Below are 16085 nucleotides of genomic sequence, written 5' to 3'. Positions count from 1 at the left end.
GTGCCGCGCGCCACGGCGGGCGGTGTCACGGCTTCTTCCCCTGCTTCACGGCGACGTTCGCCCACGGCCGCGGGTCGGTGAACGGCTCTTCCGTGGGGCTCACGTTGATGGCGTCCTTGGGGATCGGCTTTCCCGCCATCTTCGCCGCGACGATTCTGTGATGTCCTTGGATGATTTTTCCGGTGGAATCGACTCGGATGATGTCCGCCTCTGATGTCGGCCATTTGAAGGTCCCGTCCTTCATCTTCTGTGCCATTTCTTCGACGGTTTCCTTGTAAATGGCCTTCTGTGTCGGCTTGTACCGCGATCCGGTCATGACCTCCGAGGCCTTCCAGTTACCGCGCGGGCCCGCGGCCGCGGTGGGGGACGGCGCCGGGGCCGTGTTGGGCGCCGGGCTCTGGGGCGACGGGCTCACCGGCTCACTCGGTTTGGAGTTGAGGATGCTCGGCTCGGCCGGTGGCTTGCCGCCTGTTCCCGTGGTCCTCGTCCCGACGCCCGGAGCCGGCGGCCCGTACGAGGCTCCCAACGGCCTGCCGGTCTGCCACATCGTGTAGCCCTGTGCCGCCATGTGCGCGACACCGGCGGCCGCCACGACGTTCTCCTCCAAGCGCTGCGCGGTGGGTCCCGCGACCTGGCCCAGCGCGGTCGGCGCCGGGCTGCCGCTGAACGCCTGGACCGCACCCGACCCGGCCACGTCGGCACCCATGACCATCAGCGGCCCGCCCGCGACGCAGCCGACCCCGGTCTCGCACAGCGCCGCTCCCGCGACGAACGCCCCGGCACCGGCCGCGACCTTGAGACCGCCTTCCACACGCGGGGCTATCTCCTCCTTGGCGAATTCCAGCGGGGCCCATTCCCGCGGGTCCCACGTGAATTCCCACTCGGTTCCCGCGGTATCCGTGCGGTTCATGGGGTTGCCGCCGCACATCTCGTAGAGGTTGGTTCCGCCGGCCGAGCCCGTGGGGTCGGAAGAGGCCCAGCGTGCCGCCCAGGACAGGTAGTACCGGTGTCCGTGGCACGCCATCCCGCTTTCCTCGTCGCGTTCCATCCCGGTGAATCGGTAACGCTTACGGGCAAAGCTGCCGAAGCTGGTCTCGCCGTACGGGGTGTGCTCCTCGCGGTTGGTGAGGGTTCCGGTGGCGTCGAGGACGGCCGTGCTGCTGCCGAGGTGGTCGGGAAGGTGGTAGGCGACGGCGGGGCCCTGGTCCTCCGGGTGGGCAGGACCGATGCGTACCAACGCGACACGCTGGCGGTCGTCCATGACGTGGATGTGGTTGTTCTGGCCGTTCTGCGGCCCCGTCCAGCGGTGGTGCTCGAACGTCTCGTCGACGTAGTGCGTGACCTCGACGGCTCCGCCCTGGCGCCGGACGAGCTTCTTCACCCGCCGGCCCGCGGAGTCGTACAGGTACTGGGCATGCACCGATGGCTCGGCCCCGGCGGTCTGGGTGGCGAACGCCGTCATCCGGTCGGCGTGGTTCCACGAGAAGTGCCGGGACGTCGTCTCGGACAGGACGTTGCCGGTGGCCCCGTACGTGTAGGCGTACGGGGTGGTCCCGACGTCCATGCGCTGGAGCCGGTTGCTGTCCGGTGCCAGGGTGAAGGTGCGCCTGAACCCACCGGCCGCCGTGTGGGCGAGTGCGAGGAGGTTGCCCGCCGCGTCGTAGTCGTAGGACTCGGTGTAGGCCTGGGCTCTGGTCACGTCGGTGCCGCGCGGTGAGGCCGGCCACGGGTCGCCGGCCGGCGGTGCGGAGTGTTCGCGCCCCGTCGCCGACAGCAACCGGTACACCGGGTCGTAGGCGAACCGTCTGTCCAGAGCGTCCCCACCGCCGATCAACGCCCGCAGTACCGGGTCGGTGACGGCCGCCGCCTCAGGGTTGCCGGGGATGCCGCTGCCCGGCGCGCGGTCGCGGACGGCGAGGATGTTCCCGGCCAGGTCGTAGTCGTAGCCGTGGTCGGTCACCGCTGCCCCGGTCGGACGGTAGACGAGCGGGTCGGGCTGGGTGAACGGCTCCGTGCGCATCCGGGCGAGCCGGAACGTATGCGGGTCGTAGGCGTACCGGGTCATGACCCCGTTGCCGTAGGCGACCAGCGCCCGCTGCCCCTTGGCGTCGTAGGCGAGCCGCTGCACATGGGCGACACCGTCGAGGGTGACCGCCTCCAGCGCCCCGGCCCTGTTGTACGCCGGGCGCAGCTCCCGGCGGCGGCCCTCCCCGTCGGCGGGGAAAAGGTGCAGGCTGACGCGGTTGAGCGCGTCGTAGGCGGTCGTGGTCACGTACCCGGACGTCTCCAGCAGCGCGTCGTCCCGCTGGGCCTGGGACCGGCCGGCCGCCGGTGTCCAGTCCACCTGGAACGGTGTCACTTGCCAGCCGCCGGCCGCGGCCGCCGCATAGGTGTCGAGGATCGGAGCGTCGGCGATCACCCGCCGGCTCGACTCCAGCACGTTGCCCTTGAAGTCGGCCGCCGTGGTCGTCACCAGTCCGGCCTCGTCGTGGTGGCGCACCGGTCTGCCGAGGAGGTTCGCCGCCCGGTTGGCGGCTCGGTCGGCCGCCGGTTGTGCCGGGTCACCGCCGTCGCCGTACTCGATCACCTGCCGCAGCGTCACTGCCCCGGTCGTGTCGTCGCGGGCCCAGATCCGGCTCGGCCGCCGCAGCAGATCGAACGTGCCGAGGATCAGCGCGCCCTTGCTGTCACGGCCCTCGACGGTGTGCCCCAGGGCGTCGGGGACGCTGTCGCGCCGTCCCGCGTCGATGCTGTCCGCCCGCCAGCGGTGCCTCGCCAGGTCGTAGTGGTATCTGAAGGCGACCCGCCCGAGCGGGTCGGTGATGGACAGCAGGTTGCCCTGGATGTCGTACTCGGATCGCGTCGTGTACCGGTCGGCCGCCGCGCCGCCGTTGCGGGCGACGGTGCGTACGACACGGCCGAGGGCGTCCACCTCGGAGCTCGTCGGGGTGTCCCAGTGCGTTCGGTACGCCGAGGCCCCGTCGCCATGGGTGCGGCCCGCGTTGTCGTTCGCGTCGTAGACGTACGACTCCCACGGTGTAGGCAGGGCGGCGCCGGGATCCGTCAGGTCGGCCGGGACACCGAAGACGACCCGCTGTTCGCCGCCGTCCGGGGTCACCGTTCGCTCGGCCCGCCCGCGCGCGTCGTAGAACATGGTCGTCCGCTGCCCGAGTTGGGCGTCGAGCGGCGGCACGTAGTCGAAGCCCGTGGAGAAGAACGGCTCGTACTTCCGCACCACCCGGCCCTTGTTGTCGTACACCTGCCAGCCCGACACGATCACGTTGTCCGGACTGTCCGGCGCCCTGGTGCGCCCCGTCGAGTCGCCCGCCGGCGTCAGGTCGCCGGCCTGGATGAGACCGCCGCCGAACGCCTGGTCGCCGAAGAGCGTGTCCTCGGCCTGCGACCTGGTCTGCAGCAACCGGCCGAAGCCGTCCGAGTACGCGACCGACACGAGCACGTCGTCGAGCTGCCCGGCGGGAACACCGGTCTCCGTGTCGTGGTGCACGCGCCTGACCGTGCGCACCGACGCGGGCCGGCCGCTCCCCACGAAGGCCAGCAGATCGTAGGTCATGGCCGTGCCGGGGGCCGTCCGGTCGCCCTCGCCGTCCTTGCCCCGCGTGTACGTCGCCGAGACGAACCCGGCCGGAGAGAACGTCACCGAGGTGGTCGTGCCGTTCGCGTCGGTCACCGCGTACGGGCGCAGGACGCGGTAGTCGTGTGCTGCGGTGGTGGCGAGCCCGGCGGCGTCCGTGCTGAGGACGGGCAGCAGGTCGTGCTGGTCGAATCCGACCTGGCTGAGCCCACCGAGGGGGTCGAGCGAGGCCGTCAGCAGACCGCGCGGCGTCGCCCCCGCCACGTGAACGTCGTAGCGGTGCCGTTCCGTGGCCACGTAGTACCCGCCGGGGGAGCCGGGCACGTCGGTGCTCGTGCAGTGGATGTACCCGGCTCGGGCGGGCAGGGCGTCGCGGAAGGCGGCGGGATACTCGACCGGCCAGGTGGCCTGGGCACCGGGCACCAGATAGGGCGGCCGCGGCACGGTCGCCGACGGGTCGCCGGGCGGGTAGAGCGAGTCGAGGAGGGCGTCCTCGAACACCAGGGACTCGGAACGCACCGGCAGCCCGTACTCGCCCAGCGTGCTCAGCGGCAGGCCGGTGAACTCCGCTCCGTCATAGTACGTGCGGGTATGGGCGACCACCCGCAGCGAGATTCCGGGCGAGAACTGCCCGGCCAGTACGGCGTCCCGCAGGGCCGGCACGGGGAGCCGGCCGTCGTTGACGACCTCGTGGCTCGATGTCCGGGCGATGCGGTCGACGAGGTAGCGGTCCGCGTCGTCACGGCGGGCGTACTCCGTGGTCGCGTACGTGGCCAGGTAGGGCGCGGGTGCCGAGTCCGGCGCGGCGCCCGCCAGCGGATCCCGCCCGCGCGGCACCGCGACGGACAGCTCCCCGTGCGGGTACCCGTACGCGTCGTGGGCGGCGGGGAAGGTGAACCGGGTCATAGGTTCCGGCCCGCGCTCCCATTCGGTCGTACGCCGACCGAGCGAGAACGGGAAGAACACGCGCTCCCGGTCGGACCCGCCGTCCGCCTCTTCCTCGCGCACGCCTGACAGCGTCTCCGTCACGGTGTAGGGCCGGTCGGACAGCGGGCTGCCGTCCAGCGCGTACACCTCGGAGCGCACTTCCTGCCCGCGCAGGGTGCGCAGGGCCGCCCTGCGGGCGTCGCGCGCCAGCCCGGCCAGGAACGCGACCTGCTCGGCCGGTCGGGACAGCATGGGGGTGTCGCCCTGCCAGTACTCGTGGCGGAGATCGAGTTCGGTCCAGTCGCCGGGCTCGTCGGAGGCGACGGGGCCGGAGTGGAACCAGTTCCTGGTGAGCACGGGCGGCGCGTAGTGGCCGTCCGGCACACCGGCGCCCACGGCCCCGTCGAACGTCTCCGTGTCCAGGTGCTCGACCAGCGCGAACCCGCGGAACTCACGCTCGACGCCGTCCCAGTAGCCGTGGCGGTAGCGGTACCTGGTGGCCAGTGTGCCCCCCGAGATCCGGTCCGCGACCTCGACTCCCGTCACCACGTGGACGGGGAAGGGCAGTGTGGTGCGCCAGCGGGTGGCGGGGTCGGCGGCGTCCCGCAGGTACTCCTGGGTGGACGACGTGTAGGTCACCCGCGTGACGGCGCCGAGGCTGTTGTCCATCCTCGTGAGAAGGTGCGGCTTGACCCCGCCGGTGAAGTCGAGGAACCGTGCCTGGGGCCCACCGGAGACGCCGGCCGCCCGGCTGTACAGCAGCCCCGCCATCCCGGTGCCGTACAGGTCGCACAGTTGGAGCCCGTCGGTGTCGGCCACCACGGGGGTGCCGCGGATGACGACGGGCGCCTCGGTCCAGCCGTTGCCCGACCGGTTTCCCCAGAGCAGCACCCGCCCGTTGTCGACGTAGAGCAGGTCGGCGGCGCCGTCACCGTCGACGTCGCCGAGCAGCACACGGCGCGGGTCGTATGCGTCGGGCAGGCGTGGCGCGTTGCGCATCGTCACCCGCGCGCCCCACCGGTTGTGCCCGAGATTCGGCCAGTAGGACACGTTTCCGTTGCGCAGCAGCACGATGTCCTGGAGGCCGTCGCCGGTCATGTCGGCCAGCCGCACGCGGGGGTCGGCCAGGTCCACCTGGGGGCCGCTGCCGTTGCTCACCGCGGTCCGCCGCCATGCCAGGCGGGGATCACGGTCGTTGAACCATGCCTGCAGACGGGTGCCCGACCGCAGCACGTCGGTGAGTCCGTCGCCGTCGAGGTCGACCAGCTTCACCCCCGGGGCGGCGAGGCTGACGCCCGGGGACTGCGGATAGGAGGTGAAGGAGCGGCGGCTCCAGCCGCCCGTGAAGGCCGTCGGGTAGTAGCCCGCCGTGGCACCGGTGCCCTTGCCCGACTGCCCCGCCATCGGTACCAGCAGGTCAGGCCGCCCGTCACCGTCGGCGTCGAGGAATTCCACGCCGGCCTCACCGAGCGACACCGGGGGCGCCTCGGCCATCGAACGGGGCAGTTCGAACCGGCCGCCGCCCGCGTTGCGCCAGACCCGCGCCGCCGCCCCGAGCTCCACGATGTCGGGCAGGCCGGTGCCGCGCAGGTCCACCAGGGCGAGCGTCGGGCTGTTCAACGCGGTGGCCGGGAGGCCGGGCCCCGTCACCGGGGAGAACCTGCGCCCTCCCGGATCAAAACCGGAGTACTCGAACACCAGCGGCGGCAGGGGTTCTGCCGGTGCCGGTGCCGGTGCCGGTGTCGGTGCCGGTGTCGGTGTCGGTGTCGGTCCGGCGTCTGCCGCCGGCTGCGGACCGGATCCGGGAACGCCCCCGAGTCCGCCGCCCGCAGCGGGGCCACCCGACTCGTCCATTCCCACCGCGGTCACGCTCGCGAGCAGCGACACCCCGTTGAACGCCGCCTGCCGGTAGGCGAGCCGGTACTCCCGTGCCACCCGTGCCACTCCGTCCGCGGCGTGCGTCGTCACCCGGATCGTGTCGCAGCGCAACGACGTCCTCACCTCGAAACCTGCTCGGTGGTCGGAGAACGGGTCGGGACGCGAGGAGTACTTGAAGTCGACGGTGACCAGGAACGCCGGGTCGGCCCGGTCGCCGTAGTCGGCGTAGGCGACCCTGGCGAGCAGCGGCTGGGTCCACGACCGGTCCTGCTCCGTGCCCGCGTCCGGGAGGTAGGTGTATCTGATCAGGTTGCCGAGCGGGTCGGCGGTCTCGGTGATCCGCCAGCCGAACACCCGGCTCGCGTCGGCGGGGTCGGTGATGACCGCCGGGTCCGTCCAGTTCGCCGGTGCCGGTGCCGGTGCCGGTGCCGGTGCCGGTCGCGGCGTCCCGTACCGGGTGCGCGAGCCGTCCTTGCCGCGTACCTCCCAGTAGTCGCCCGTCGCGTCCCTGACGTGCTCGATCCGTGCGAACAGCCCCTCGGTACGGGGGCGGTACCGCACCCGGCCCGGGTAGGCACCCGCCACCGGCACCAGGTCCTCGGCACCCGACAGGACGAATACGTCGGCCGGGCTCCCGCCCTCGCCGCGGCCGTCCACGTACCGCGGAATCCCGCGAGACGTCTTACGCGACACGCCGGGCAGGCTCAACTGCCAGCCGAGTCCGAACGGCCCGTTGCCATGGCCCGTGCTGTAGGAGAGAGACAGCGTGGGTGTCGCCCCATGGCGCCCTGCGGGTACCGCCAACGGCACCGACGTGTTCCCGGTCCCCGTGAACAGATCGGGAGTGAACTTCTCGCCCAGGCCGCTCACGGCGCCGCCCCCTTGCGGCAAGGAGATCACCGAACCCGCGGCCGTCGCGTCCGTCGTGCCCCCGGAACTCATACCGGTGTCCCTCCTGAAGTACCAGAGACGTCCCGCGGGTCACCGGCGCTGGTGCGGCGTCCACGGGGCCCGTGCCCGTCGGCCCACCACCGCTGCCGACACCATGGCTGTCTCGTCGCACGCCGATGCCTCGGCATCCGTCGCAGCCCGCGAACATGTCGGGCCGCCGCCGAGAAGCGTCTACGTCCGGGTCCGTTCCGTCGTGCTCGGTTCCGCTCATCGGAACCGACTCGTCGAAACCGACCGGAGATGGTACGGAGACGCGCATGAGCTCAAAGGGGCGTTCCACCCGTGCCCGACGGACCGGCTCGCCCGGCCGTCCGGCCTCCCCGGCCGGCAGGACACTGTGGTCGCCATCCGCATCTTCACGACACGGACTATGTGGAGCGCGCCCTGGTGTAGAAGTCGATCACATGGCATCGTCCCTGTCAGCCGCGTCACGCGCACACCCCAGCCCGTGCGCGTCCCTCGCACACCAGCGCAGAAGCCCGGGAGCCGCCCCATGTCGACCGCGAACCCCCAGCCGCTCTGGCAGCCCGAACCGGAACGGATCGCCCGGGCACGCGTCACCAGGTTCCAGTCCTGGGCGGCGGAACACCACGGGGCCCCCGCCGAGGGCGGGTACCCGGCCCTGCACCGCTGGTCCGTCGACCAGCTGGACACCTTCTGGAAAGCCGTCACGGAATTCTTCGACGTACGGTTCTCGACGCCCTACGCGCGCGTGCTCGGCGACCGCTCCATGCCCGGCGCCGAGTGGTTCCCCGGCGCCACGCTGAACTATGCCGAGCACGCCCTGCGCGCCGCCGCCACCCGCGCGGACGAACCGGCCCTCCTGCATGTCGACGAGACCCACGAACCCCGCCCGGTCACCTGGGCGGAGCTGCGCCGCCAGGTGGGCTCCCTGGCCGCCGAACTCCGCGCGCTGGGCGTCCGCCCCGGCGACCGCGTCAGCGGCTACCTCCCCAACGTCCCGCAGGCCGTGGTCGCCCTCCTCGCCACCGCCGCGGTGGGCGCCGTCTGGACCTCCTGCGCCCCCGACTTCGGCGCCCGCAGCGTCCTGGACCGCTTCCAGCAGGTCGAACCGGTCGTCCTGTTCACCGTCGACGGCTACCGCTACGGCGGCAAGGAGCACGACCGCCGCGAGATCGTCACCGAACTCCGCCGCGAACTGCCCACCCTGCGCGCCGTCGTCCACATCCCGCTGCTCGGCACCCCGGCCCCCGAGGGCGCCCTGGAGTGGTCGGCCCTCACCTCCGCCGACATTGAGCCCGAGTTCGAACAGGTCCCCTTCGACCACCCGCTCTGGGTGCTCTACTCCTCCGGCACCACCGGCCTGCCCAAGGCCATCGTCCAGTCCCAGGGCGGCATCCTGGTCGAACACCTCAAACAACTCGGCCTGCACTGCGACCTGGGCCCCGAGGACCGCTTCTTCTGGTACACCTCGACCGGCTGGATGATGTGGAACTTCCTCGTCTCCGGCCTGCTGACGGGCACCACGATCGTCCTGTACGACGGCAGCCCCGGCTACCCCGACATCAGCGCCCAGTGGCGGGTCGCCGAACGCACCGGAGCCACCCTCTACGGCACCTCCGCCGCGTACGTGATGGCGTGCCGGAAGGCCGGCGTGCACCCCTCCCGCGACTTCGACCTCTCCCGGGTGCAGTGCGTCGCCACCACCGGCTCGCCGCTGCCCCCCGACGGCTTCCGCTGGCTGCACGACGAGTTCGCCGACAGCGGGGCCGACCTCTGGATCGCCTCCGTCAGCGGCGGCACGGACGTGTGCTCCTGCTTCGCGGGCGCCGTCCCCACCCTCCCGGTCCACACCGGCGAACTGCAGGCACCCGGCCTCGGCACCGACCTACAGGCCTGGGACCCGGCCGGCCGGCCCGTCGTCGACGAGGTCGGCGAACTGGTCGTCACCAACCCCATGCCCTCGATGCCGATCCACTTCTGGAACGACCCCGACGGCAGCCGCTACCACGACAGCTACTTCGACACCTACCCCGGCGTCTGGCGCCACGGCGACTGGATCACCGTCACCTCACGCGGCTCGGTCATCATCCACGGCCGCTCCGACTCCACGCTCAACCGCCAGGGCGTACGAATGGGCTCGGCCGACATCTACGAGGTCGTCGAGCGCCTGCCCGAGATCAAGGAGTCCCTGGTCATCGGCGTCGAGCAGCCCGACGGCGGCTACTGGATGCCCCTGTTCGTCCACCTCGCCCCGGGCGCGGTCCTCGACGAGGCCCTGCTGAACCGCATCAAGCAGGCCATCCGCGAACAGCTCTCACCGCGCCACGTCCCCGACGAGGTCATCGAGGTCCCCGGCGTCCCGCACACCCTCACCGGCAAGCGCATCGAGGTCCCGGTCAAACGCCTCCTCCAGGGCGCGCCCCTGGAGAAGGCCGTCAACCCCGGCTCCATCGACAACCTCGACCTGCTGTCCTTCTACGAGGACCTGGCCCGCAAACGCGGCTGACCCTCCCCAGGGACGCGATCAGCCGCCGTAGGTGGCCTCGGACTCGCCCAGCACGGCGGCGAAGTCCGAGGCCAGCCGTACCGCGTCGGCCGGCTCCAGCCCCGCGGTCGAGATCCGGACACCCGGCCCGGCCGACAGCCGGAACCGCGCCCCCGCGGCCACCCACCAGCCGTACGACCGCAGCCCGTTCACCACGGCGGACTCGTCCCGCACGGGCACCCACAGGTTCATCCCGCTCGCCCCGTGCGAGGCGATCCCGCGCCCGGCCAACTCCCCGGCCAGTGCCTCCCGGCGCAGCGCGTACGCCTCCCGCGCGCGTGCCACCAACGCGCGCGTGCCCGCGTCCGTCATCAGCCCGAGCACCGTCTCCTGCAGCAGATGGCTGACCCACCCGGACGTCAGGAGCAGCAGACCGTCGTGGCGCGCGAGCGTCGTCGCATCACACGCGGCCGCCGCCCACCGCAGGTCGGTACCGAGGAACTTGCTCACCGTCCGCACATGCACCCAGCGGGTCAGTCCGGCCCCGGCCAGTGAGTTCAGCGGGGCGTCGGTCACCGAGGACGCGTGATCGTTCTCCACCGCCAGGACGTCGGGCTCCTCCCGCAACACCTCGGCCAGCGCGTCCCGCCGGGCCACCGAGAAGCAGCCGCCGTACGGATTCTGCGCCCGAGGGCTGTACACGACGGCCCGCGCTCCCGCGCGGAGCGCCGTGCGCAGGGCGTCCGGGCGCATCCCCTCGTCGTCCACGGCCACCGGCACGATCCGCAGCCCCAACGCCGGGACGAGATCGAGCAGATGGTGGTAGCCGGGGTCCTCCATGGCCACCGCGTCCCCGGGCCGCAGCTCCACGGACAACAGCCGGCCGACGAGATCCAGCGCCCCGTGCGCGAACGTCACCTGCTCCACCGGCACACCGTCCGGCCGCAGCCAGTCCCGCACGGCTTCCTCCAGCCGCGCGAGCCGGGGCGCCGAACGGTGCGACCGGGCGCCGGGGGAGAGCCGTGAGGGCGGCACCAGACCGGGCAGCAGGGCGGGATCCGGATGCCCGCCGGCCAGATCCCGGAGCCCCTCGGGGACCCTGGGCGGCCGCCGGGACGCCACCGCCGGAGCCGGCGCCACCACAGTGCCGCCCCGCCCGCGCGTGACGACGATCCCGCGCCGCCGCAGCTCCTTGTACGCCGTGGCGACCGTCCCCGGACTCACCCCGAGCTCGTCCGCGAGCCGCCGCACCGGCGGCAGCGCCGCCTCCGGGCCCAACGCACCCTCGGCCACGCCTCGTTCCACGGACGCGGCAATCCCCTTGGCCGTCGTACCACTGATCGCATATTGTGTTGCCACGTTGGTAAGTATGTATCAGTACATAATTTCCGGCAAGGGGGAGCAGTGAACGCGAAGCCAGGCGCGACCGCACGGCACACACGCGTACCGGGAGGCCGCGACGGACGAAGAATGCTCCTCGTCGCCCTGGTCGACCGCGTCGGCAGCGGCCTGTGGGCATCCGTCTCGGTCCTGTACTTCACCTACGTCTCGGGCCTCTCCCTCGCCGAAGTCGGCACCCTCGCCGCCGTATCGGGCGCCATCGGCATCGCGGGAGCCCCACTGGGCGGCCGTATCGCCGACCGCCTCCCCCTCACCCGCGTCCTGATCACCCTCCAACTCCTGCGCGCCCTCGCCTCCTTCGCCCTCCTCACCACCCACGACTACGGCCTGCTGCTCGCCATCTCCGCCGTCGGCGCCCTCGGCGACCGCGCCGCCAACGTGCTCACCAAGCTCTACGCCACCCGTATCGCCGGCCCCGACCGAGTCCGCTACCAGGCACTCAACCGCACCATCGCCAACGCGGGCTGGGCCCTGGGCGGCCTCGCCGCCGCGGCAGCCCTCGCCCTCGGCACCACCACCGCCTACCGCTGCCTCCTGGCCGGCGACGCCCTCTCCTTCGTCGCCGCCGCACTCCTCACCCTGCGCTGCGGCGAACCCCCGTCACCCTCGCGGATCGTGGCCGGCTCCCAGACCCAACCGGCAAGCGCGCGGCCCGCCAACCCCTGGCGCGACCGCGCTTACCTCGCCTACGTCGCCACCGACACCGTGCTCTTCCTCGACGACGCCGTCTTCAAGGTCGGCCTGCCGCTCTGGATCGCCCACAGCGACCACGTGCCCCACGGCCTCGCACCCCTGCTGCTCGTCCTCAACAACGTGATGGTGGTGGCCCTCCAAGTCCCCCTGGCCCGCTTCGGCACCAGCAGCGCAGCCGCCCGCCGGCTCCTCGTCCCGCTCTCCGCCGCATTCGCCCTCGGCGGCCTCACGATGGCCCTCTCCGCCACCGGCGGAACCCGCACGGCGATCCTCCTGCTCACCGCCGCGGCCGCCGCCTTCACCGTCGCCGAGATGCTGCACGCCACCGTCTCCTGGGAACTCTCCGTCGCCCTGGCCCCCGACACCGCCCAGGGCGCCTACCTCGGCGTCCACGGACTCGCCCAGTCCGCCCAGCGCAGCATCGGCCCACTCGCCGTCACCGCGGCCATCGCCACCGGCCCTCTCGGCTGGACCACATTCGGCGCAGCCATCGCCCTGACCTGCGCAATTCAGCACCGCCTGGTCCGCGACCGACTGCCGCACCCCGCATTGTCAGTGGCGCCGATTACTGTGAGTGAGCATTGATCGACCGCTCACAGGGGGAACCATGGGACACACCGACCACCGCACCATGCGACGCGTCCTGCGCCGCGAAATCGCCGGCACCATCGGCCTGCTGACCGACGAACACGACTTCCGCGCCATGCGGCGCTACCGCACCTTCGCCTTCCGCGACCACCCCACCTACCTCCGGCAGATCGAAGCCCTCCTCAGGACCCGCGCCGCGGCCGGCACCCACACCACACTCGCCCTGTTCGACCCCGAGGAATACGCCGAGTTCTGCACGGACACCGGACTCGACCCGGACCACCCATCGAGCCGCACCCGCTTCACCGCCGACCTGGCGGCCACCGGCGCCACCATCCCCTACGACGGCAGGCCGCTCACCGACCTGGTCCCCGCCCTCGTCGACGAAGCCGTACGCCAGGCCACCTGGGAATACGCCAGCACCCTCCTCGCCCGCCTCGGCCCCTGCTCCACCTGCGGCGAGGACCTCGGACGCGCCGCCTTCACCCGCGCCTCCCACCTCCTCGCCCGCATCCTCGACACCGCCCCACCAGGCGACCGGCACCTCGTGTGCAGCGTCTCCGGACCACCTGAAACCCTCGTCACCGTCCTCCACGCCGACCAGGGCGCCGAAGGCACCACCCACCTCGACGAAGCCGAAGCCCTCGAATTCACCAGCGTCCTCGCCCTCGGCCTGGCCACCCGCGCCCCCGGCGGCCTCGTCATCCGCACCACCGCCCCCGGCACCGCCGACCGCGTCTACGGCTGGCGACTGCGCGGCGACGGCCTCACCCCCCTCACCGCCGGCGAGGTCTTCGACGCCTACTGCACCGACGTCGAATCCGGCGACCTCATCTCCCCGGAATCCGACGTCGACTACAGCGCACCCCCCGACCTCGGCGACCAGGAGACGCCACCGGGCCACCACCACTGAGACGCACCAGGGGCGCCCCACCCGTCAGGTGGAGCGCCCCTGGAAGAACAGCCGGTCACGGCCGCCGGCCGACTACTCGCCGGACAGCACCGCCTGCGCCGCGGCACGAGCCTCGTCCGCGCTGTCGGTGGCCCGCGCGGCGGAAGCGGCCCGCTCGCACTGGGCCAGCGTGTACTTGGCCAGCGACGCCCGGACATAGGGAATCGACGCCGCGCCCATGGAGAGAGAGGTGACGCCCAGACCCGTCAGCACACAGGCCAGCAGCGGATCGGCCGCGGCCTCACCACACACGCCACAGCTCTTGCCCTCCGCCTTGGCCGCCTCCGCGGACAGCGCGACCAGGTCGAGCAGCGCGGGCTGCCACGGATCCTGCAGCCGGGACACCGCACCCACCTGACGGTCCGCGGCGAACGTGTACTGCGCCAGGTCGTTCGTGCCCAGCGACAGGAACTCGACCTCCTGGAGAATCGAGCGCGCCCGCAGCGCGGCCGACGGAATCTCCACCATCGCGCCGAACTTGGCCCGGAGACCCGCCTCGCGGCAGGCATCCGCGAACGCCTTGGCATCGGCACGGTCCGCCACCATCGGCGCCATGACCTCAAGGTGGACAGGGAGCCCCTCGGCCGCCTTCGCCAGCGCGGTCAGCTGGGTGCGCAGCACCTGCGGGTGGTCCAGCAGCGTCCGCAGACCCCGCACACCCAGCGCCGGGTTCGGCTCGTCCGACGGAGTCAGGAAGTCCAGCGGCTTGTCGGCCCCCGCGTCCAGCACGCGCACGACGACCCGGCCCTCGGGGAACGCCTCAAGCACCCGACGGTAGGCCTCGACCTGCTTCTCCTCGGACGGCGCGTTCTTGCTGTCGTCCAGGAACAGGAACTCGGTACGGAACAGACCGACGCCCTCGGCACCGGCCTCCACTGCCGCCGGCACATCCGCCGGACCGCCCACGTTGGCCAGCAGCGGCACCTTGTGCCCGTCAGCGGTGACACCCGGGCCGGTCGAAGCGGCCAGCGCGGCCTTGCGCGCGGCGGCCGCCGCCTCCAGCTCCGCCTTCTTCTCCGCACTCGGGTTCACGAAGATGTCCCCGGTGCTGCCGTCGACGGCGATCATCGTGCCCTCGGCCAGCTCACCGGCACCCGGCAGCGCCACCACGGCCGGCACCCCGAGCGCCCGCGCCAGGATCGCGCTGTGACTCGTCGGCCCGCCTTCCTCGGTCACGAAACCGAGCACCAGGGTCGGGTCGAGCAGCGCGGTGTCCGCCGGCGCAAGATCCCGCGCGACCAACACGTACGGCTCGTCGCTGTCCGGGACACCGGGCATCGGAACTCCCAGCAGCCGGGCGACGATACGATTCCGCACGTCGTCCAGGTCGGCCACCCGGCCGGCGAGGTACTCGCCCGCTCCGGCCAGCAGCTCGCGGTACGCGGCGAACGCGTCGTACACGGCACGCTCGGCGGTGCTGCCGACTGCGATCCGCCGCTCCACGTCCGCCATCAGCTCGGGGTCCTGGGCCATCATGGCCTGCGCCTCGAGCACTGCCTGCGCCTCGCCGCCCGCCAGGTTGCCGCGCGCCATCAGGTCGGCGGCCACCGCGTCCACGGCCTGACGGGCGCGTCCCTGCTCCCGCTCCGCCTCTTCCGGGGCGATCTGCTTGGCAGGCGGCTCCAGCACCGCCGTTCCCATGTGCCGAACCTCGCCGATCGCCACACCGTGGCTCACGCCGACGCCTCGCAGCGTTGTCTCCATCTCACCCGTCTCCGGTTAGTGCGCGGCGGGTCCCGCCGCCGCGATGGTTGTCGTGGTCGTCAGCTGGTCGTCAGCCAGAGACAGAGGAGTCAGCTCCAGGCGAAGAGGCTGTCGCCGGCCTTCACGTCACCGTCTTCGCGAAGCTCGGAGAGGGAGTCGGCGGTCGCCTCCAGGGCCACGACGGGGCACACCGGGGACTTGCCGGCGGCCTCGACCTCGGCCGGGTTCCAGCGCACGATGCCCTGGCCGCGTGTGACGGTGTCGCCCTTGTTGACGAGCAGTTCGAAACCCTGGCCGTTGAGCTGCACGGTGTCGATACCGAGGTGCGTGAGTACGCCGTGGCCGCTCTCGTCCACGACGACGAACGCGTGCGGGTGCAGAGAGACGATGACGCCGTCCACGGGCGCCACGACCTCGGCAGGCTCGCGCGCGGGGTCGATCGCGGTGCCCGGGCCGACCATGGCCCCGGAGAAGACCGGATCCGGCACGGCGGCCAGTCCGATGGCACGTCCTGCGAGCGGGGACGTCACGGTGGTCATGGGAAGCCTCCCGGGAGTGGAGCTGCTTACGGGCCGTCACTGGCTGTCCCGGACGGCACTGAGCAGCAGCGTATGTCATATGAAGTGGCGGTTCCGCATGGAAGCTACCAGGTAGTGGTCTAGACCACCACCCTAATCGATTTGCGCGGCCTTCGAGGCCCCGTGTACAGTCGTACTCCTGCTTGAGACCGAGCGGCGCGATAAAAAGCGTCCTTGCTCAGCAGCACCCAAACTCGTCAGATCCTAACTCGGGATCATCTTCCGCATGCCTGCGGAACGGTGGTCAGGGAGACGGAAAAACACTGATAGAGTTTGGAACACCGAAGGGAAGCCCGGAGGAAAGCCCGAGAGGGTGAGTACAAAGGAAGCGACCGTTCCTTGAGAACTCAACAGCGTGCCAAAAGTCAACGC

At 71.8% G+C, this 16085-nt stretch carries 7 protein-coding genes; 3 read left to right on the top strand and 4 right to left on the bottom strand.

What is annotated here, in order from left to right:
- Positions 1 to 25 precede the first annotated feature (25 nt).
- On the bottom strand, positions 26 to 7339 hold the full coding sequence (locus ACIPSJ_RS36960) for a SpvB/TcaC N-terminal domain-containing protein (RefSeq protein WP_401352563.1): 7314 nt from the start codon (positions 7337 to 7339) through the stop codon (positions 26 to 28).
- Positions 7340 to 7841: 502 nt separating this feature from the next.
- Between ACIPSJ_RS36960 and ACIPSJ_RS36955 the strand changes: the two genes are divergently transcribed.
- Positions 7842 to 9818, top strand: a complete 1977-nt coding sequence (locus ACIPSJ_RS36955) for an acetoacetate--CoA ligase (RefSeq protein WP_401352561.1) — start codon at positions 7842 to 7844, stop codon at positions 9816 to 9818.
- An 18-nt stretch (positions 9819 to 9836) separates the two neighbouring features.
- On the opposite strand, the gene ACIPSJ_RS36950 is transcribed toward ACIPSJ_RS36955, so the two are convergent.
- Positions 9837 to 11156, bottom strand: a complete 1320-nt coding sequence (locus tag ACIPSJ_RS36950; RefSeq protein ID WP_401352559.1) for an aminotransferase class I/II-fold pyridoxal phosphate-dependent enzyme — start codon at positions 11154 to 11156, stop codon at positions 9837 to 9839.
- A gap of 111 nt (positions 11157 to 11267) precedes the next feature.
- On the opposite strand from ACIPSJ_RS36950, the gene ACIPSJ_RS36945 reads away from it, so the two are divergent.
- Positions 11268 to 12476 carry an MFS transporter gene (locus ACIPSJ_RS36945; RefSeq protein ID WP_401352557.1) on the top strand — a complete coding sequence of 403 codons (1209 nt, stop codon included), beginning with the start codon at positions 11268 to 11270 and terminating at the stop codon, positions 12474 to 12476.
- Positions 12477 to 12498: 22 nt separating this feature from the next.
- The gene (locus ACIPSJ_RS36940) at positions 12499 to 13392 is read left to right on the top strand and encodes a hypothetical protein (RefSeq protein ID WP_401352555.1); all 894 of its coding nucleotides are present in this window, start codon (positions 12499 to 12501) and stop codon (positions 13390 to 13392) included.
- Positions 13393 to 13464: 72 nt separating this feature from the next.
- On the opposite strand, the gene ptsP is transcribed toward ACIPSJ_RS36940, so the two are convergent.
- Together ptsP and ACIPSJ_RS36930 are read right to left on the bottom strand one after the other, a co-directional pair.
- Positions 13465 to 15135 carry a phosphoenolpyruvate--protein phosphotransferase gene (ptsP, locus tag ACIPSJ_RS36935; RefSeq protein ID WP_401352553.1) on the bottom strand — a complete coding sequence of 557 codons (1671 nt, stop codon included), beginning with the start codon at positions 15133 to 15135 and terminating at the stop codon, positions 13465 to 13467.
- 89 nt (positions 15136 to 15224) lie between these two features.
- The gene (locus ACIPSJ_RS36930; RefSeq protein ID WP_359224634.1) at positions 15225 to 15674 is read right to left on the bottom strand and encodes a PTS glucose transporter subunit IIA; all 450 of its coding nucleotides are present in this window, start codon (positions 15672 to 15674) and stop codon (positions 15225 to 15227) included.
- Between the last annotated feature and the right edge of the window lie 411 nt (positions 15675 to 16085).

The sequence above is a fragment of the Streptomyces sp. NPDC090088 genome, from assembly GCF_044747345.1.
Taxonomy (GTDB): Bacteria; Actinomycetota; Actinomycetes; order Streptomycetales; family Streptomycetaceae; genus Streptomyces.
Note: the sequence above shows the minus strand (reverse complement) of the source record. Positions and strands in the feature narration are given on the sequence as shown.